This is a genomic window from Mycolicibacterium sp. XJ662 (assembly GCF_053484035.1).
In genome coordinates this window covers 521,876-539,712 of the sequence record NZ_JBEFTL010000001.1, presented here as the reverse complement: position 1 = coordinate 539,712, position 17,837 = coordinate 521,876, and the positions used below count along the sequence as shown (strand labels likewise).

The following is a 17,837-nucleotide window of genomic DNA, read 5'->3' as shown; positions in this document are numbered from 1 at the left end:
GCGGTACCGTTAACCCCGCCGAAACAGCTTGTTGCCCAGCCACACCACCGGGTCATACCGGCGACCGGCGACGCGTTCCTTCATCGGGATGATCGCGTTGTCGGTGATCTTGATGTTCTCGGGGCATACCTCAGTGCAGCACTTGGTGATGTTGCACAGGCCCAAGCCGAACTCGTCCTGAGCCTGATCGCGCCGATCCGCCGTATCGAGCGGGTGCATCTCCAGTTCCGCGGTCCGGATGAAGTACCGCGGGCCGGCGAACGCCTTCTTGTTCTCCTCGTGGTCGCGCGTCACGTGGCACACGTTCTGGCACAGGAAGCACTCGATGCACTTGCGGAACTCCTGCGAGCGGTTCACGTCGACCTGCTGCATCCGGTATTCGCCCGGCTGCAGCTCCTTCGGCGGCGTGAAAGACGGGATCTCCCTGGCCTTTTCGTAGTTGAACGACACATCGGTGACGAGGTCGCGGATCACCGGGAAGGTACGCAGCGGTGTCACGGTGATGGTTTCGGACGGGTCGAACGTCGACATCCGGGTCATGCACAGCAGTCGCGGCATGCCGTTGATCTCCGCCGAGCAGGAGCCGCACTTGCCGGCCTTGCAGTTCCACCGCACGGCCAGGTCGCCGGTCTGCGTCTGCTGGAGCCGATGGATGACGTCGAGCACCACCTCACCATCGTTGGCCTCGACCGTGAAGTCCTGCAGTTCTCCGCCGTCGTTGTCACCGCGCCAGACCCGCAGCTTTGCCTGGTAGCTCATGCGCCCCTCCTTGCTGAGTGGTTGGCGAGCTCTTCTGGGGTGAAGTACTTCTCCAACTCGTCTAGGTCGATCAATTCGAGTAGGTCCTCGCGCATCGGGACCTGGTCTTCATGGGCGATGGTGATGTCCGGTACGGGCGAATCCCCTTCCGCCCGGCACACCAGCAGCTTCTTGCGCCAGCCCGACTCCATCGACGGGTAGTCGTCGCGGGTGTGGCCGCCGCGGCTCTCGGTGCGCTCCAGCGCAGCCATGGCCACACACTCGCTGACCAGCAGCATGTTGCGCAGGTCGATGGCCAGATGCCAACCGGGGTTGTAGTGCCGGTCGCCTTCCACCCGAACACGCTTGTAGCGTTCGCGGAGTTCTTTGAGCTTCTCGATCGCTTCGGACACCTCGTCGGCCTTGCGAATGATGCCGACCAGGGAGTTCATCGTGTCCTGAAGGTCCAGTTGCAGCGTGTAGGGGTTCTCGGTCGGGCCACCGTCGGCCGGATCCTCGAACGGCCACAGCGCCAGTTCGGTCGCGCTGGCGACGGCCTCCTCGGACACCCTGGGCCGTTCCTTGAGCGCACGCACGTAATCGGCGGCACCGAGACCGGCGCGCCGACCGAACACCAGCAGGTCCGACAGCGAGTTACCGCCGAGCCGGTTGGAGCCGTGCATACCGCCCGCACACTCACCGGCGGCGAACAGGCCGGTCGTCTTGGCCGCCGCGGTGTCGGGATCGACCTCGACGCCGCCCATCACGTAGTGGCACGTCGGGCCCACCTCCATGGGCTCCTTGGTGATGTCGACCTCGGCGAGCTCCATGAACTGGTGGTACATCGACGGCAGCCGGCGTTTGATCTCCTCGGCGGGCAGCCGCGACGCGATGTCGAGGTAGACGCCGCCGTGCGGGCTGCCCCGGTCCGCCTTGACCTCGGAGTTGATGGCGCGGGCGACCTCGTCCCGCGGCAGCAGGTCAGGGGTGCGCCGCGCGGAGTCGTTGTCCTTGAGCCACTGATCGGCCTCGTCGGCGGACTCGGCGTACTGGCCCTTGAACACCGCCGGGATGTAGTCGAACATGAAGCGAGAGTTCTCGGAATTTTTCAGCACCCCGCCGTCGCCGCGGACACCCTCGGTGACCAGGATGCCTTTCACGCTGGGCGGCCACACCATGCCCGTCGGGTGGAACTGCACGAACTCCATGTTGATGAGCGTGGCGCCGGCGCGCAGCGCCAGCGCATGCCCGTCGCCGGTGTACTCCCACGAGTTCGACGTCACCTTGTAGGACTTGCCGATGCCGCCGGTGGCCAGCACCACCGCGGGCGTCTCGAACAGCACGAACTTGCCGGTCTCGCGCCAGTAGCCGAACGCGCCCGCGATCCTGTCCCCGTCTTTGAGCAGGTCGGTGACCGTGCATTCGTGGAACACCCGGATCCGAGCCTCGTAGTCGCCGAACTCGGCCTTGTCCTCCTGCTGCAGCGAGACGATCTTCTGCTGCAGTGTGCGGATGATCTCCAGGCCGGTGCGGTCACCGACGTGGGCCAGCCGCGGATAGGTGTGCCCGCCGAAGTTGCGCTGGCTGATCTTGCCGTCCTTCGTGCGGTCGAACAGCGCGCCGTAGGTCTCCAGCTCCCAGACCCGGTCCGGGGCTTCCTTGGCGTGCAGTTCTGCCATGCGCCAGTTGTTCAGGAACTTCCCACCGCGCATGGTGTCCTTGAAGTGCGTCTGCCAGTTGTCCTTCGGGTTGGCGTTGCCCATCGCGGCCGCGCAGCCGCCCTCGGCCATCACGGTATGTGCCTTACCGAACAGCGACTTGGTGATGACCGCGACCTTCAGGCCGCGTTCGCGCGCCTCGATGACAGCGCGCAGACCAGCACCACCGGCACCGATCACGACGACGTCGTAGGAGTGCCGTTCAACTTCAGCCATCAATCCTCGCCTCGAATTAGTTCACGAATTACGTTGTCAGCCAATGAATCGCAGGTCGGTGATCGCCCCACTGGCCACCAACATGACGTAGAAGTCGGTCAGCATCAGCGAGCCGAGGGTGATCCAGGCGAACTGCATGTGCTTGGTGTTGAGCTTGCTGATCTGGGTCCAAAGCCAGTAGCGCACAGGATGTTTGGAGAAGTGCTTGAGCCGTCCACCGGTGACGTGACGGCAGGAGTGGCACGACACCGTGTAACCCCACAGCAGGATGACGTTGGCGGTCAGGATCACGTTGCCCAGGCCGAACCCGAAACCCTCGGGTGAGCGGAATGCGTTGAGCGCGTCGTAGGTGTTGAGCAGCGTGATCGCCAGCGCCACATAGAAGAAGTAGCGGTGGCTGTTCTGGATGATCAGCGGCAGGCGCGTCTCACCGGTATAGGTCGAATGCGGCTCGGCCACCGCGCAGGCCGGCGGTGACTGCCACACCGACCGGTAGTAGGCCTTGCGGTAGTAGTAGCAGGTCAGCCGGAACAGCAGCAGGAACGGCAGCGAGATGAACGCCATCGGGATGAACCAGGGCAGATCGCCGACCCATTGACCCAGGTGGCTGGAACCCGGCACACATGCGGTGCTGACGCACGGCGAGTAGAACGGCGTCAGGTAGTGGTAGTCCGCGACGTAGTAGGCGCTGCCCCAGAACGCGCGGACGGTGGCGTAGATGACGAATGCGGCCAGCCCGAGGTTGGTCCACACCGTCGGCATCCACCAACGGTCGACGCGCAGGGTGCGCTGCGGAATCTGGGCTCGACCCGGCGAAAAGACGCCGGTCGCCTTGCGGTCGGCGGTCGGTGCGCTCACTGTTGCCTTTCGGTGTAAGAGGTATCCCGCTGGTGACACGCGCTTATCGCGTGCCACCGATACCTTCGTCGTCGACCCCGCGCCAAAAGTCGGTGTCGTAGCTGGTGTCCGGGATGGGGATGCGCTCGGCGGGACGTTGCTGATGGGTCACACCGCGGGTCAGCTCCAGCTCGTCGAGGTCGATGTCGAGGCGGTCGATGTCGTTGAGAAGGCGTTCAGCATCGTTGACGATGCGTCGGGTGGCGGGGGTGTCCCCGTATCTCGACGCCAGCGAAGTCGCACACCGCCGCATTCTGCCGATGAGCTCATGCAGCTCGGCAAGTTCGGTAGTGCTGGACAATTGACCTCCTTGGGCTGAAGGTGTCAGGAATCACCGTACGACACATGATGCTAGCCACATCAATCGGTTCGGCGTGAGACAGATCACGTTGTCCGACCTGGAACGATGCCGACAGACGGAGGTGGGCCGATGCCCGAAGAAACCCTGGTGAAGCGGGCCGACGCCCTGCTGGCCAAACACCAGCCCGGCAACCCGGTGATCCTGCCGACGGTGTGGGACGCGTGGTCGGCGCGCCTCGCGGTCGACGCCGGGTTTGCCGCGTTGACGGTCGGCAGCCATCCCGTCGCCGACTCGGTCGGAAAAGCCGACCGGGAGGGCATGACGTTTTCCGATCTGCTGACCCGCGTCAAGCAGATCACCGGCGCGGTCGACGTCCCCGTTTCGGTCGATATCGAATCGGGTTACGGCCAGGATCCCGCCCGCCTGATCGAAGGCCTGCTCGACGCGGGCGGTGTCGGGCTCAACATCGAGGACACCGTGCACAGCGAAGGCGGCAGGCTGCGCTCGGTCACCGAACACGCCGAGTTCGTCGGCGCGCTGCGCCGCGCCGCCGACAGCGCGGGCGTGCACGTGGTCGTCAACGCCCGCACCGATCTGTTTCTACGCAAGGACGGTGAGGAATCCGACCGCGTCGATCGGGCGATCGCGCGGCTGAAGGTGGCCGCCGCCGAGGGCGCCGACGTGCTGTATCCGGTCGGTCGACATGATGCGGAGACCTTGCGTCGGTTGGCATCCGAGCTTCCGCTGCCGATCAACGCGATCGCGGTGCCGGACTCCGATGACCCCGCCTCGTTCGGCCCGCTCGGCGTCGGCCGGATCAGCTTCGGGCCATTCCTGCAGGGCGCACTGGCGGGGCGGGCCACCGAGATACTGCAGCGCTGGGCATAGATTACGGCCGTGCCAGAAAACCCGGAAAACGAGGAGGAGCCGGCCTGGCACGACCAGCAACCGGTCGTGCTGGCTGCCGGCGCGGCCGCGTTGATCCTGCTGGCCGTGCTCGCTTACGCGGTGATGCGGACGTCGGACGCGGCGAAAACGCCCGAGACCATCCCACCGCCTGCGCCGTCGACGCCGGTGTCGACCTATACGACATCGCCGACGTCCACGACCAGCTACTCGCGGCCCAGTGTGCAGACCAGTGAAGACAACCCGGGCCTGCCGGCTCCCACCACCACGACGACCACGACGACCACGACGACCACGACCACGACGACGACAACCACGACCAGAACGACCACCAGAACGAGGACGACCACCTCCACAGACGACGAATCCGGTGGAGCCTGAGCTCCACCGGATCCCGTTACCGGTAAGGGTTACTTGCTTTCGATCGCGATGCGCTTGGTGTGCGCGTCGCTGTGGGCACCTGCCACACGGACGTTCAGCACGCCCTTGTCATACGACGCGGAGACGGCGTCCTCGGTGACGTGGGTCGGTAGCTTGAACGACCGGCGGAACGATCCGTAGCGCACCTCGCGTAGGGCTCGACCGTCCGTGTCCTCGGCGCGTTCGTCACGCCGCTCACCGTGAATCACCAGGTGACCGCGCTCCACCTCGACGTTGATGTCCTTCTCGACGTCGACGCCCGGCAGTTCGACACGGACCACCGCGTCATCGCCGTCCCGAACGATCTCGGCGGCGGGGGTGAACGCCCCGGCGAACCAATCGTCGGCCGTGGCAGGGCTGAAGAAGTCGCGTACCCAACGTTCGATGTCCCAGGTGGGTCGGGTGCGTAATGCCAAAGTATTCATCTGTTGCCTCATTCCTCTCTGACTCGGTAGGCCGGCGCTCTGGCCAGCATCTACCCAATAGAACTTGAGTCGATCGCGCTCATATTCCATCAGCGTTGTTCGCTGGAAACGAAACTGCTCACAGGTCCGCCCGCAAAGGCGTGAGCACACCGTGATGGGCGCTTCACACGAGGCGACATTGCGGCAATATCGGCTGCCTAACGTCTGCGCCATGGCACCTAGAAACGTCGTGGTCGTCGGCCATGGGATGGTCGGTCACCGGTTCGTCGAGGCGCTGCGCTCGCGCGACGGGGCCGGCTCCTGGCGCGTGACCGTGCTGGGCGAGGAGGCCGACGCCGCCTACGACCGCGTCGGGCTCACCGGCTACACCGAGCACTGGGACCGCGGACTGCTCGGGCTACCCGGCAACGGCTACGCCGACGACGACCTCGTCGACCTGCGCCTGGGTAGCCGCGTCACCCGGATCGACCGCGCCGCAAAGACCGTGTCGACCGCCGACGGCGACCGGTTCGACTACGACGCGTTGGTCCTGGCGACCGGCTCCTATGCCTTTGTTCCTCCGGTCCCGGGCCACGACCTGCCGGCCTGCCACGTCTACCGCACCCTCGACGACCTCGACGCGATCCGCGGCGACGCCGCACGTGCCGTAGAGCAGAGTCGCGCCCCGGTGGGCGTGGTGATCGGCGGGGGACTGCTCGGGCTGGAGGCCGCCAACGCGCTGCGCACGTTCGGCCTGCGCGCCCACATCGTCGAGATGGCGCCGCGCCTGATGGCCCAGCAGCTCGACGAGGCCGGCGGTGCGCTGCTGAGCCGGATGATCACCGAGCTGGGCATCTCGGTGCACACCGGCGTCGGGACCGAGTCGATCCGCCCTGCCCAACGCAACCGGCCCGTGCGGCGCTCCGCGGACGACGACTCGCTGCGGGTGAGTTTGAGCGATGGCACCTACATCGACGCGGGGCTTGTGGTGTTCGCCGCGGGTATCCGTCCCCGCGACGAACTGGCCCGCGACGCCGGCTTGGACATCGCCGACCGTGGCGGTGTGCTGACCGATCTGAGTTGTGTCACAACGGATCCCGAAATTTTCGCGATCGGTGAGGTGGCCGCCATCGACGGTCGCTGCTACGGGTTGGTCGGGCCGGGGTACACCAGCGCGGAGGTGGTCGCCGACCGCCTGCTCGGCGGGTCCGCGGAGTTCGGCGAGGCCGACATGTCGACCAAGCTCAAACTGCTCGGCGTCGACGTCGCCAGCTTCGGCGACGCGCTGGGCGCTACGCCGAACTGTCTGGAGGTGGCCGTCAACGATGCGGTCAACCAGACCTACGCCAAGCTCGTGCTGTCCGACGACGCCAAGACCCTGCTGGGCGGCATCCTCGTCGGCGACGCCTCGGCCTACGGAGTCCTGCGGCCGATGGTCGGCGAGGCCCTGCCCGGCGATGCGCTGGCGCTGATCTCACCGGCCGGAAGTGACGGTGCCGGCGCGGGTTTGGGTGTCGGCGCGCTGCCGGCCGCCGCGCAGATCTGTTCGTGTAACAACGTCACGAAAGGTGATCTCACCGACGCGATCGCCGACGGCTGCTGTGACGTGCCCGCCCTGAAGAAGTGCACGCTGGCGGGCACGTCCTGCGGTTCGTGCGTCCCGCTGCTCAAACAACTGCTGGAAGCCGAGGGCATCGAACAGACCAAGGCCCTGTGCGAGCACTTCACCCAGTCGCGCGCCGAACTGTTCGAGATCGTCACGGCCACCTCCATCCGCACGTTCTCCGCGCTGATCGAGCGGTTCGGCACCGGAAAGGGTTGCGACATCTGTAAACCCGCCGTTGCGTCGATCCTGGCGTCGACGAGCTCAGAGCACATCCTCGACGGCGAACAGGCGTCGCTGCAGGACTCCAACGACCACTTCCTGGCCAACATCCAGCGCAACGGCAGCTATTCGGTGGTGCCCCGGGTGCCCGGCGGGGACATCACCCCCGAACAGCTGATCCTGATCGGGGAGATCGCAAGGGATTTCGACCTCTACACCAAGATCACCGGGGGTCAGCGGATCGATCTGTTCGGTGCGCGGGTGGATCAGCTGCCCGAGATCTGGCGGCGTCTGGTTGCGGGCGGCATGGAGTCCGGACATGCCTACGGCAAGGCGCTGCGCACGGTGAAGAGCTGCGTGGGCAGCGACTGGTGCCGCTACGGGCAACAGGATTCGGTGCAGATGGCGATCGACCTGGAGCTGCGCTACCGCGGGCTGCGCGCACCGCACAAGATCAAGATGGGCGTGTCGGGGTGCGCGCGGGAATGCGCGGAAGCCCAGAGCAAGGACGTCGGCGTCATCGCGACCGAAAAAGGGTGGAACCTCTACGTCGGCGGCAACGGCGGCATGTCGCCGCGGCACGCGCAGCTGCTGGCGGCCGACCTCGACGACGACATCCTGGTGCGCTACATCGACCGGTTTCTGATGTTCTACATCCGCACGGCCGACCGGCTGCAGCGCACGGCGACCTGGCTGGAAGCACTCGAAGGCGGGCTCGACCACCTGCGCGACGTGGTCTGCAACGACTCGCTCGGCCTGGCCGCCGAGTTCGAGGACGCCATCGCCCGCCACGTCGAGGGCTACGCCTGCGAATGGAAGGGCGTGCTGGAAGACCCCGACAAGCTGTCGCGGTTCGTGTCGTTCGTCAACGCGCCCGAGAAGGCCGACCCGACAGTGGAGTTCGTCGAAAGACAGGGCCGCAAGGTCCCGATCGGAATGCCGAAGGTGCCCCAAACATGACACTGCTCAACGAGGTCCAGGTGTGGACCGCCGCATGCCGCTATGACTTTCTGATCCCGAACCGCGGTGTCGGTGTCCTGTTGCAGGATGGTTCGCAGGCCGCGCTGTTCCGGCTCGATGACGGCTCGCTGCGCGCGGTCGGCAACATCGACCCGTTCTGCGGCGCGGCGGTGATGTCGCGCGGCATCGTCGGCGACCGCGACGGCCGCTGGATCGTGCAGTCGCCGATCAAGAAGCAGGCGTTCGCGCTCGACGACGGGGTCTGCCTTGACGACCCGGATGTCGCGCTGCCGGTCTATCCGACCCGCGTAACCAACGGCCACGTCGAGGTGGGCCTTGGCGAGATCGGCCCAATGGGACAAACGGGCGGGAAAGTGCGAGAAGAATCCACCATTTCGTCGGCCTCGGCGCCATCAGAAGGCGGTTAGGCCGCCGTCCGCAGTCGCCCGTACCGGAACCGGCGCGCGATCAAGCGCACCAACCCGTCATGGGTGCCCAGCGGTGCCGTGACCGCATCTGCACCGCTGCACCGTAGCCGGTCCTGAAACAGCCCGTCGGACAACAGGTACGACGCCACAACCACCCGCTGGGCGCCGCGCCGGCGCAGCGCGTCGACCGCATCGGCCACCCGGGGCTCTCCCGCGGCGAAGGCCAACTCCACCCGCGAACTCGTCATCGCCGATGCCCAGGTGGCCATCTTGCGCAGATCCGACTGCGCGCGCGGATCCGATGTCCCGGCCGCCGCCAGCACCACCGAATCCGCGGGACGCCAGCCGGATTCGACGAGACGGTCGGCAAGCACCCGCGCCAGCTGGGGGCTGGGCCCCAACGCGTCGGTGACCGTGACGTCGGCGTGCCCGCTGGCAGCCACCTGCGCGGGGATGTCGGCGTTGACGTGATAGCCGCGCGCGAGGAACGCGGGCACCACGACGGTCGGTCCAGCCAACCCGCGCAGCACCTCGTCCGGTGTCGGAGCGACCACGTCGACGAACGCCACGTGTACCCGCGAACCCAACGTCACGGAGACCCGCTGCGCCAACTGCTCGACCAGCGTGACGCCACGCGCCTTGCGGGTGCCGTGCGCCACCAGCACCGCGTTCACCATCCGGTATCCGCGTCGTCGTCGACCGTCAGCCGATAGCCGCGTTTGACCACCGTCGACACGATGTTCTTGTCCCCCAGGGCAGTTCGCAGTCGAAGCACCGCGGTCTCCACCGCGTGGGTGTCGGTGCCGCTGCCGGGCAGCACCCGCAGCAGGTCGTGGCGCGACACCACCGTGCCCGGCCGGTGCGCGAGCGCACGCACGATCGCCATCCCCGCAGGCGACACCGCCTTGACCTCACCGTCGACCAGCACGCAGGTACCGCGGATCTCCAGCAGATGACCGGCCACCCGCACCGTTCGGGTGCACAACATCGGCAGTTCGTCGGTGATGTGACGTGCCAACGCGCCCAGGCGCATTCGTTCGGGCGCCGACGTCGGCACCCCGAGGCGCACCAGAGGCCGGGCCGTCACGGGTCCGACGCACATTGCATGCACGTCACCGCGCAGCGCCGCCAGCACCGGGTCCTCGAGGCCCATGTCGGCGGCCCGCAGCAGCAGCGCCGCGACGGCAGGCGCCGACGTGAACGTCACCGCGTCGAACTTCTCCTCGGCGATTCCCGCGACGAGTTGGTCGAAGTCGCCGTTGCGCGGCGCAGGCAGCCACCGGTACACCCGGATCGGTACGACGTCGGCCCCCGCGGCCCGCAATTCGTCGACGAACTCGGGGAACGGATCCCACTGCTCGGTGGCGCCGTGCAATTGGACGGCGATGCGCTGATCGGCGATACCGCCTTCGACCAGATAGTGCAGCAGCTCGCGCGACGACTCCGACTCCGGCGACCACTCCTCTTTCAGGCCGGCGGCACGCAACGCGCCGGTGGCCTTCGGACCGCGTGATACGACGCGCGCCTCGGCCAGCGCGGCGGTCAGGTCCCCGGCCAGCCCCCAGCCGTCGGCCGCCTCGATCCAGCCGCGCAGCCCGATGCCCGTCGTGGCGATCACGATGTCGGGCGGCGTGGCGATCAGCGCCTCGGTGTTCGCACGCAGTGCGTCGTCGTCGGGCAGCGGAACCATGGTGATCGCCGCAGCACTGGTCACCGCCGCACCGCGGCGCTGCAGGAGCGCCACCAGTTCGTCGGCGCGCCGGGCGGAGGTCACCGCCACCCGGAAACCGGTGAGGGGTGCCCAGTCGGGCTCGCTCATGGGAACTGTGTATTCAGTTCATGTTTCCGAGCGATTAATTGATCATTGCCCCGACGTATCGACCGCGGGTGACGCCGCTCACCAGACGTCGCCGTCGCGCCAATCACAGGTGATCTCGGCCGTCGGATCGAGTTCTAGGCTCTTCGGTAAGCCGGTCGGCAGCACGAACAACGCGTGGTCGTCGTCGGGGGTGCGGGTCACGCCGTCGGGCGCCAGCACCGACGTCGGCCCCTGCCATGGCACCCACCCCCGCGCCATGTAGATGCGCCGGCCTTCCTCGGTGACGCTCAGCGCGCCGAGTTGATAGGCGCCGCGAAGCACCTGTTCCAGAGCGTCCATCACGGCCTGGGCCAGTCCTTGGCCGCGCCAGTCCTCGCGTACCGCGACGCCCTCGACATAGCCGCACCGCAGCGCGGTGTCGCGGTACAGAAGGCTGCGCTGAACCACCGCCCCGTGCGCGATGACGGCACCGTGATCGGAGATCACGGCATGCATGCCGCCGAGGGTGTGCTCCCAGTCTGCGTCGGTGAACTCACCGCCGAAGGCCTCCATGACCATCCGGCGCGCATCCTCGCGGGTCTCCGGGTCGAGGTCGGCGGTGTGGATCAGGCGTGCGCTGTGAACGCCGCGCACGTGAGGAGGGGTGAAGACCTGTGGGTGCACACTGCCGTTCTACCAGGATCGGCCGACATTTTGCGTCGACTCCGGCGAGCAGGTGACCGTGGCCGCGAGATCAGGCGGCGAACGGCTGCCGCGGACGCGACCACCGCATCCGCACCGTCTGCCCGGGGCGGATCTGGGCCATCTTGTCGATATCCTCGTCGGTCAGCACCCCGATCACCGGGTATCCGCCGGTGACCGGGTGATCGGGCCCCAGGATCACCGGAAATCCGTTGGGCGGCACCTGGATTGCGCCGCGGTTCGCACCGTCGCTGGGCAACTGCACGCCGGGCTGACGGTATTCCAGCGGCATACCGACCAGCCGGGTGCCGACCCGGTCGCTCTTGTTGGTGACGAGCCAGTTGGTTCTCATCAGCACGTCGGGGTCGACGAACCAGTCGTCGCGCGGGCCGGGCACGACCGTCAACTCCAGTACGTCGTCCTCGATGGCAGCCACCGGCGCCTGGTCGAGTTCGGGAAACTCCTCGGACTGCGCACCGATCGGTACGACGTCACCGGCTTTGAGCGGCAGCGGCCCGATCGCCGACATCACGTCGTAGGACCGCGAGCCGAGCACCGGTTTCACGTCGATGCCACCGCGCACCGCCAGATACGTGCGCAGGCCCGAACGGGGCGCCCCCAACGAGATGACCTCACCGTCGCGGGCATAGTGAACGCTGTTGGTGCCGAACGGAACCCCGTTCACGGCGGGATCGGTGTCGGCGCCGGTGACCGCGATCGCGATGCCCTCCCTGCTTGCGTCGCGCACCCGTGCCGAAAAGCCGCCGAACGTCACCTCGATGGTGGCGCGGTCGTCGGGGTTGGCGACCAGTCGGTTGGCCAGCATGTGCGAGCGCCGGTCGGCGGCGCCGGAGCGGCCCACCCCCATGTGCGCAAGACCGGGCCGGCCCAGGTCTTCGATCAACGCCAGGGGTCCTGGTCGCAGGATCTCCAGTGTCGCCATGGCTCCTCCTAGCCGACCGCCCGGAATCGCACTGTCATGCCCGGCGTGAGCAGCGCCGGCTTCTCCCTGTCGACGTCCCAGAGCACCGCCCCGGTCCGGCCGATCAATTGCCAGCCGCCGGGCGATTCGCGGGGGTAGATGCCGCTGAACTCACCGGCCAGACCCACTGCGCCGACGGGCACCTTGGTGCGCGGTTCCGCGCGCCGAGGCACCTCCAGCCGCGGATCGCCACCCACGAGGTACGCGAAACCCGGTGCGAAACCACCGAATCCGACGCACCACGGGGTCGCGGTGTGCGCGGCGACGATCTGGTCGGTGGCCAGCCCGGTCAGCCGGGCCACCTCGTCGAGGTCGGGCCCGTCGTAGATGACCTCGATCTCGACGTCGGCGCCGACGGTGGTCGGCTGGGTCAGGTCCGCCACGACGTCGGGGGTGACTTGAATCTTGGCCAGGCGCTGACGGGTCGGTGCCTGATAGCGGGGGCCTGTCAGTTTGATCAACACGGTGCGCGACGCCGGAACGATGTCGAGCACACCGAGCAGATCGGCCCGCCGGATCGCCTCGGTCCACGCCAAGACGTCAGTGGTGCGGTCGAACTCGAGCAGCAGCGCTTGGTCACCGTAGTCATGAACGGTGCCGAGAACGCCGGCTCCCATCATGTCGGCTGTCATGCTCATGCACCCGAACCTACCCGCGAGTAGCAACGAATGCTCGCGCTCTATGAGCCTTGCCAGAGGAGCCTTACCGAAGCCTCAAACGGCGGGCTGATACGTCGGCTCGCGGCGCTTGATGAATCCGATCACCCGATACGTCACGGGCAACACCAGCACTTCGACGGCGGTCTTGTACACCCAGCCCAACGCCACATAAGTGGCGAAGTCGTCCCAGGTGTTGATTCCGATCGCTGCCGCGGCGATGCTGCAGAACACCAAGGTGTCGGCAAACTCCCCGACGATGGTCGATCCGATCAGGCGAGCCCACAGATGCTTCTCACCGAAGCGGGTCTTGATCCGCACGACCACCCACGCGTTGAGGGTCTGGCCGACGATGAAGCCGGCCAGCCCAGCGATGACCAGTTGGGTGAATGGTTTGACGACCGCCTCGAACGCGGCCTGGTTCGGGTAGAAGTCTGCGGCGGGCAGGTAGGCGGTGAGCCAGAACGTGAAGGCGGCGATCGCCTCCATCACGAACGCGATATAGATGGCCCGTCGGGTGGCCGCGAACCCGTACACCTCCGACAGCACATCGCCGATCACGTAGGTCAGCGGAAAGACGACGAACCCGCCGTCGGTGATCAGCGACCATTCACCGATGATCGGCCCGAACTCGATGCCCTTGGTGGCCGCGACGTTGGAGATCAGTACCAGCCCGGTGAACACCGCGACGAGCGTCGGATAGTAGGCGGAGCCCGTTTTCGCGAAGCCGCGGTGCTCGAGTTCGCCGGTGCCGGTCACCCGGTTATCTTGTCAGGCCAGCGCCTGCATCAGACGAGGTGGCAGCTGGTCGGCCACCACCGGATAGGACAACGGCGACGCGAACGCGATCGCGCCTGCGAGTTCCTTGCCGGTGAACACATTGCGACGCCCGTGGTCGGCGATTCCGGGGTCGGCCAGCAGTGCCGCCTGTTGCTCGTCGCTTTCGGTGCACCAGATCAGCACGTCGGCCGCGTCAGGGTCGTCGGACGGGACGAACCCCATCTGGGCGAGGAATTCGGTGCGCCATGGCGGCGTCAACGGTTGCGGCCGGCCCTCGTCGAGGTGGCCGTGCAACAGCACGGCCTTCTTACCGGTGAACTGTGGATTGTCGGCGCCGATCGCGGTGAACCGTTCGTCGATACCGGCGATCAGCGCCTGCATCTCGTCGTGTTTGTACACCGCCTGACCGATGGTGGTGGCCTGGTCCTTCCACGGCTCGAAGAACGCGTCTTCGCCGCTTTGCGCGACGGTCGGCGCGATCTCGGACAGCCGCGCGTAGGTGTCGGCGTCCAGGCCGGCGTTGGCCGCGACGATCAGGTCGGGGTTCAACGACGCGATCTGGGCGACCTGGATGCCGTCGGCGAGGTTGAGCACCACCGGCTGCGCGCCGCCGAGTCTTGGCTGCGCCCAGGGCCATACGGCATACGGTTCACCGCCGAACCAGTCGGTCACTGCGATCGGCACGACGCCGAGAGCCAACAGGTGGTCCTGTCCGGTGAGGCCGGCGCTGACGACGCGTGTGGGTGGCGCGGGGATTCTGGTCTCGCCGAACACGTGCTTGACGGTCACCGAGCCGTCGTCGGCGACGGTGCCGGGTTTCTCCGATCCGCACGCCGCGGCCAGCGCGACCGCCCCGGCCGTCAGCGCCAGGAAACTCCGCCGGGACAACGCAGCAGGCACCCGGCGAGAGTATCGCCTCATCCGCGATCGTCGCGCAGGCGCGCTCGCGCGACGGCGGCTGCGCCGTCACCTGTGATCAGCCACAGCGAGGTGAGTTCGGCGACGAGTTCGTCGGCGGTGATCGCCACGGTGCCGTTGACGTACGCCAGGATCGCGTCGGCGGTGCCGCCGACCACGAACGCCGGTGCGAGCCGCGCGAGCGGGTCGTGTTTGAGCTCGACACCGTGCACGGTGCGCGCATGGTCGATCAATACCGCGGTGAGGCTGTGCATCACCGTTGCACGGTGCTCGCGCAGGGTGCGCGTCGCGGCCACGTCGCCCAACAGCACCCGGGCGCGGCGCGGATCGTCGACAAGGTTGTGCACCAGCGCCTCGACAACCGCGAAAGCCTGTCGCTCAAGGCTTTCCGCGTGGTTGTCGAGGAATGCCTTCAGCGTGGCGTCCCGTACCGCCGTGGCGATGTCGTCGATCACCGCGCCTGCCACGGCGTCGACCTCGGTGAAGCTCTCGTAGAAGTAGCGCTTGTTCAGTCCGGCGTCGGTGCACAGTCGCTCGACGGTGACGTCGCGCCACTCGTCGCGACCCATGACGTCCAGCGCGGCGTCGAGCAGCCGCGACCGTCGTTGCCGCTGGCGTTCCGCGCCGGAAACTCCGCCGTAGCTGCGCGGTGACGAGGCCATGGCTCGATCGTCGCACTCGTGGGCCGACACGGGAACCGCACCGTTGACAACGCTTAAGCGAAACTGGCACGGTTACGTACCAGATAGTCGACGAAGGGATCGGCCGATGATCAACCTCGTGGACGCGGTCGCGCCGCCGACCTCGCTGACCGAGGCGCGACAGCAACTTCAAGGCTGGCTCCAGGGAACCGGTGCGACGCTGGCAGACCGGTGGCCCAGCCCCGACCGTCCGCTGGCGACGCCGCCGCCCGGATCGGGGCTCGCGCCGGTGATGGGCAACTACGGTGCCCCGTACCTCGGCCACGTCCTGGCCACCCTCGTGGACCCGTTGGAGTTCGCGCGGCGCCGGTACGCCAAATACGGTCCGGTGTCATGGCCCGGCGGGGTGGGGTTTCGCGTCGTCGCGCTGCTGGGGCCCGAAGCGCTCGAGGCGGCGTGGGTCAACCGGGACAAGGCGCTGTCGAGCACCCGGGGTTGGCAACCGGTGATCGGCCCGTTCTTTCACCGCGGCCTCATGCTGTTGGACTTCGAAGAACACCTCGACCATCGCCGCATCATGCAGCAGGCCTTCACCCGCACCGCCCTCAACACCTATCTGGCCAGCACCGCCGACGGCGTGGACCGCGCGCTTCCGGCATGGCGCCCGTCGTCGAAGTTCCCGATGTATCCGTCGATCAAGCAACTGCTGCTGCAACAGGCCGCCGAGGTGTTCGTCGGAACGAAACTCGGCGCGGAGTCCGATCAACTCATCGAGGACTTCCACCACACCGTGCACGGCGGTCAGGCGATCGTGCGCGCGGACGTGCCGGGTGGGACGTGGGCGCGTGGGCTGCGGGCGCGAGAACGCCTGGAGCGCTACTTCGGTGCGCAGATCGCCGAGCGCCGCCAAGGCGGCGGCACCGACCTGTTCTCGATGCTGTGCCGCAGCGAGTCAGATGACGGCCAACGCTTCTCAGACGCCGACATCGTCAACCACATGATCTTCCTGTTGATGGCCGCTCACGATACGACGGCCATCTCGTTGTCGATGCTGGTTTACGAGCTGGGCCGAAACCAACACTGGCAGAACCTGCTTCGCGAAGAGGCTGTCGGTCAGCCGGTCGACATCCCCACCCTCGCGGACCTCGAGGCTTACCCGCTACTGGACTGCGGGTTCAAGGAAGCACTGCGCATGTATGCCCCAGCGGGATCCCTGTTCCGCCAGGCGATCCGCGATACCGAGATATGTGGGCACTTCATTCCACGGCACAGCCAGATTGCGATCAGCGTGCACGCGTCGATGAGGTTGGCCGACTGGTGGCCCGACCCCGACACCTTCGACCCGTCGCGGTTCACCGACGCGGCCAACCGTGCGGCGGTGCACCGGTACGCCTTCGCGCCCTTCGGCGGCGGCGCCCACAAATGCATCGGTCAGCAGTTCGCCGATATGACGGTCAAGACGGTCATGCACAAGCTGTTGCGCCGGTTCCGGTGGAGCGTCCCGGACGGCTACCGTGTCCCGCTCACCTGGGGCACCGGACCCATGCCCGCCGACGACCTGCCGATCGAACTCGAAAAGCTCTGAAAGCCGGTCGCGACCACGCCACGGGTGCGGATGACGACCACGTCTTCGACGGTCATCCGAAACGTCACTGGTGGGCCAACCGTTTGTTGATCAACCGCGTCAGCCACGCCGGGGAGAAGCGCGAACCGACGGTGAGCGCCTTGGTCTGCGCGCCGACGGGGAAGTGCACCTGATTGAGGGCGCGGCGCAGGGCGGACGGTTCGATCGCCTTGTCGATGGCGTCGGCGACGTCCTGGGCGGTCAACCGGATCCCCAGTGAGTCCGTGGTGCCTGTCTTGATGTCGTCGGTCATCGCGGTCTGTACGTACAGCGGCCAGATGGCGATGACGCGGATGCCGTAACCGTGCCATTCGATGTCGAGCGCTTCGGTGATGCCGCGGACGAAGAACTTGGTCGCGCTGTAATTGGCGAGTTCGGCCTGCCCGTAGATCGCCGACGCGGAGGACAGGTTGACGACCACGGAGTTGGGGGTGTCGCGCAGGTAGGGGAAGGCCGCGTGCAGGCCGTTGATGACGCCTTTGGCGTTGATGTCGATTTCCTTGTGGTGCTGGCGTACGTCGCGGTCTTCGAATCGGCCCGCCAACAGGATGCCGGCGTTGTTGATCATCACGTCGAGGCGACCGCCGGTGGTCTCGGCGAATTCGTTCACTCGCTGTGTCATTTCGTCGGCGTCGGTGACGTCTAGGTGCCCGACGACCGCCTTCGCGCCGAGTTGTTCGATCTCGTCGGCGAGGGTTTTGAGCCCGACCTCGTCGATGTCGTAGGCGCCGACGGTGAAGCCCTTCCGGGCGAAGGTGAGCGCGGTCGCGCGGCCGATGCCCGCGGCGGCTCCGGTGATGAACACGGACTTGGTGGATGTGGTCATGGACGAGGCATACCCCTTTCGAGGCATGATTGTGTCAGTTCAGCGCCATCAAGTACCCGCGAGGTCGACGCGGTGGCGAACAGGTTGGCGAGCCGGA

The 17,837-nt window shown here is 67.0% G+C and carries 19 protein-coding genes; 5 read left to right on the top strand and 14 right to left on the bottom strand.

Annotation, left to right across the window (positions count from 1 at the left end):
- Nucleotides 1–9: 9 nt before the first annotated feature.
- From ABQE93_RS02540 to ABQE93_RS02525, 4 genes are read right to left on the bottom strand one after another with little or no spacing between them, the layout of a single operon-like run.
- Entirely contained in the window at nt 10–759 is a 750-nt protein-coding gene (locus ABQE93_RS02540) for a succinate dehydrogenase/fumarate reductase iron-sulfur subunit (RefSeq protein ID WP_448405691.1), read from the bottom strand.
- Complete coding sequence (locus ABQE93_RS02535; RefSeq protein ID WP_448405689.1) at nt 756–2,672, bottom strand: fumarate reductase/succinate dehydrogenase flavoprotein subunit; 1,917 nt, start codon at nt 2,670–2,672, stop codon at nt 756–758. Before ABQE93_RS02535 ends, ABQE93_RS02540 begins: the two co-directional genes overlap by 4 nt.
- Before the next feature lie 36 nt (nt 2,673–2,708).
- Nucleotides 2,709–3,530, bottom strand: a complete 822-nt coding sequence (locus ABQE93_RS02530) for a succinate dehydrogenase subunit SdhC (protein WP_448405688.1) — start codon at nt 3,528–3,530, stop codon at nt 2,709–2,711.
- Between the two features lie 43 nt (nt 3,531–3,573).
- Nucleotides 3,574–3,870 carry an Rv0250c family protein gene (locus ABQE93_RS02525; protein ID WP_448405687.1) on the bottom strand — a complete coding sequence of 99 codons (297 nt, stop codon included), beginning with the start codon at nt 3,868–3,870 and terminating at the stop codon, nt 3,574–3,576.
- Nucleotides 3,871–3,999: 129 nt separating this feature from the next.
- Here ABQE93_RS02525 and ABQE93_RS02520 point away from each other — a divergent pair, with 129 nt between their 5' ends.
- Together ABQE93_RS02520 and ABQE93_RS02515 are read left to right on the top strand one after the other, a co-directional pair.
- A complete protein-coding gene (locus ABQE93_RS02520) occupies nt 4,000–4,758 on the top strand; it encodes an isocitrate lyase/PEP mutase family protein (RefSeq protein WP_448405686.1) in 759 nt (252 codons plus the stop codon).
- A gap of 9 nt (nt 4,759–4,767) precedes the next feature.
- Nucleotides 4,768–5,157, top strand: a complete 390-nt coding sequence (locus ABQE93_RS02515) for a hypothetical protein (RefSeq protein WP_448405685.1) — start codon at nt 4,768–4,770, stop codon at nt 5,155–5,157.
- A gap of 29 nt (nt 5,158–5,186) precedes the next feature.
- Here the strand turns inward: ABQE93_RS02515 and ABQE93_RS02510 are convergent, their stop codons facing one another.
- Entirely contained in the window at nt 5,187–5,621 is a 435-nt protein-coding gene (locus ABQE93_RS02510; protein ID WP_448405684.1) for an Hsp20/alpha crystallin family protein, read from the bottom strand.
- Between the two features lie 211 nt (nt 5,622–5,832).
- On the opposite strand from ABQE93_RS02510, the gene nirB reads away from it, so the two are divergent.
- Nucleotides 5,833–8,385: a nitrite reductase large subunit NirB gene (gene nirB / locus ABQE93_RS02505; RefSeq protein ID WP_448405683.1), complete on the top strand. Its 2,553-nt coding sequence runs from the start codon at nt 5,833–5,835 to the stop codon at nt 8,383–8,385.
- Nucleotides 8,382–8,813 (top strand): nitrite reductase small subunit NirD, encoded by a 432-nt coding sequence (nirD, locus tag ABQE93_RS02500; protein ID WP_448405682.1) that lies wholly within the window; start codon nt 8,382–8,384, stop codon nt 8,811–8,813. The genes nirB and nirD overlap by 4 nt, the downstream gene beginning before the upstream one ends.
- Here nirD and ABQE93_RS02495 read toward each other — a convergent pair.
- From ABQE93_RS02495 to ABQE93_RS02460, 8 genes are all read right to left on the bottom strand, one after another.
- Entirely contained in the window at nt 8,810–9,487 is a 678-nt protein-coding gene (locus ABQE93_RS02495; RefSeq protein WP_448406498.1) for a sirohydrochlorin chelatase, read from the bottom strand. The two genes, nirD and ABQE93_RS02495, sit on opposite strands and share 4 nt — an antisense overlap.
- Nucleotides 9,484–10,632 carry a uroporphyrinogen-III synthase gene (locus ABQE93_RS02490; RefSeq protein WP_448405681.1) on the bottom strand — a complete coding sequence of 383 codons (1,149 nt, stop codon included), beginning with the start codon at nt 10,630–10,632 and terminating at the stop codon, nt 9,484–9,486. Before ABQE93_RS02490 ends, ABQE93_RS02495 begins: the two co-directional genes overlap by 4 nt.
- Before the next feature lie 78 nt (nt 10,633–10,710).
- Nucleotides 10,711–11,265 (bottom strand): GNAT family N-acetyltransferase, encoded by a 555-nt coding sequence (locus ABQE93_RS02485; protein ID WP_448392696.1) that lies wholly within the window; start codon nt 11,263–11,265, stop codon nt 10,711–10,713.
- Between the two features lie 100 nt (nt 11,266–11,365).
- Nucleotides 11,366–12,256, bottom strand: coding sequence for a 5-oxoprolinase/urea amidolyase family protein (locus tag ABQE93_RS02480; RefSeq protein WP_448405680.1), 891 nt, complete (start codon nt 12,254–12,256; stop codon nt 11,366–11,368).
- Between the two features lie 8 nt (nt 12,257–12,264).
- Nucleotides 12,265–12,933, bottom strand: coding sequence for a 5-oxoprolinase subunit B family protein (locus tag ABQE93_RS02475; protein WP_448405679.1), 669 nt, complete (start codon nt 12,931–12,933; stop codon nt 12,265–12,267).
- Nucleotides 12,934–13,008: 75 nt separating this feature from the next.
- Complete coding sequence (locus ABQE93_RS02470) at nt 13,009–13,710, bottom strand: queuosine precursor transporter (protein WP_448405678.1); 702 nt, start codon at nt 13,708–13,710, stop codon at nt 13,009–13,011.
- A gap of 12 nt (nt 13,711–13,722) precedes the next feature.
- Nucleotides 13,723–14,631, bottom strand: coding sequence for an ABC transporter substrate-binding protein (locus ABQE93_RS02465; protein WP_448405677.1), 909 nt, complete (start codon nt 14,629–14,631; stop codon nt 13,723–13,725).
- A gap of 17 nt (nt 14,632–14,648) precedes the next feature.
- A complete protein-coding gene (locus tag ABQE93_RS02460) occupies nt 14,649–15,311 on the bottom strand; it encodes a TetR/AcrR family transcriptional regulator (protein ID WP_448405676.1) in 663 nt (220 codons plus the stop codon).
- Between the two features lie 106 nt (nt 15,312–15,417).
- Here ABQE93_RS02460 and ABQE93_RS02455 point away from each other — a divergent pair, with 106 nt between their 5' ends.
- Nucleotides 15,418–16,875: a cytochrome P450 gene (locus ABQE93_RS02455; RefSeq protein ID WP_448405675.1), complete on the top strand. Its 1,458-nt coding sequence runs from the start codon at nt 15,418–15,420 to the stop codon at nt 16,873–16,875.
- A 64-nt stretch (nt 16,876–16,939) separates the two neighbouring features.
- Here ABQE93_RS02455 and ABQE93_RS02450 read toward each other — a convergent pair whose 3' ends face one another.
- The gene (locus ABQE93_RS02450) at nt 16,940–17,740 is read right to left on the bottom strand and encodes an SDR family oxidoreductase (protein ID WP_448405674.1); all 801 of its coding nucleotides are present in this window, start codon (nt 17,738–17,740) and stop codon (nt 16,940–16,942) included.
- Nucleotides 17,741–17,837 lie beyond the last annotated feature (97 nt).

Bases quoted from the DNA above. Each gene is read 5' to 3' on its own strand.
- ABQE93_RS02510 (WP_448405684.1), bottom strand. From the start codon at position 5,621: ATGAATACTTTGGCATTACGCACCCGACCCACCTGGGACATCGAACGT.
- ABQE93_RS02490 (WP_448405681.1), bottom strand. From the start codon at position 10,632: ATGAGCGAGCCCGACTGGGCACCCCTCACCGGTTTCCGGGTGGCGGTG.
- ABQE93_RS02535 (WP_448405689.1), bottom strand. From the start codon at position 2,672: ATGGCTGAAGTTGAACGGCACTCCTACGACGTCGTCGTGATCGGTGCC.
- ABQE93_RS02460 (WP_448405676.1), bottom strand. From the start codon at position 15,311: ATGGCCTCGTCACCGCGCAGCTACGGCGGAGTTTCCGGCGCGGAACGC.
- nirB (WP_448405683.1), top strand. From the start codon at position 5,833: ATGGCACCTAGAAACGTCGTGGTCGTCGGCCATGGGATGGTCGGTCAC.
- ABQE93_RS02480 (WP_448405680.1), bottom strand. From the start codon at position 12,256: ATGGCGACACTGGAGATCCTGCGACCAGGACCCCTGGCGTTGATCGAA.
- ABQE93_RS02540 (WP_448405691.1), bottom strand. From the start codon at position 759: ATGAGCTACCAGGCAAAGCTGCGGGTCTGGCGCGGTGACAACGACGGC.
- ABQE93_RS02475 (WP_448405679.1), bottom strand. From the start codon at position 12,933: ATGAGCATGACAGCCGACATGATGGGAGCCGGCGTTCTCGGCACCGTT.
- ABQE93_RS02455 (WP_448405675.1), top strand. From the start codon at position 15,418: ATGATCAACCTCGTGGACGCGGTCGCGCCGCCGACCTCGCTGACCGAG.
- ABQE93_RS02450 (WP_448405674.1), bottom strand. From the start codon at position 17,740: ATGACCACATCCACCAAGTCCGTGTTCATCACCGGAGCCGCCGCGGGC.
- ABQE93_RS02520 (WP_448405686.1), top strand. From the start codon at position 4,000: ATGCCCGAAGAAACCCTGGTGAAGCGGGCCGACGCCCTGCTGGCCAAA.
- nirD (WP_448405682.1), top strand. From the start codon at position 8,382: ATGACACTGCTCAACGAGGTCCAGGTGTGGACCGCCGCATGCCGCTAT.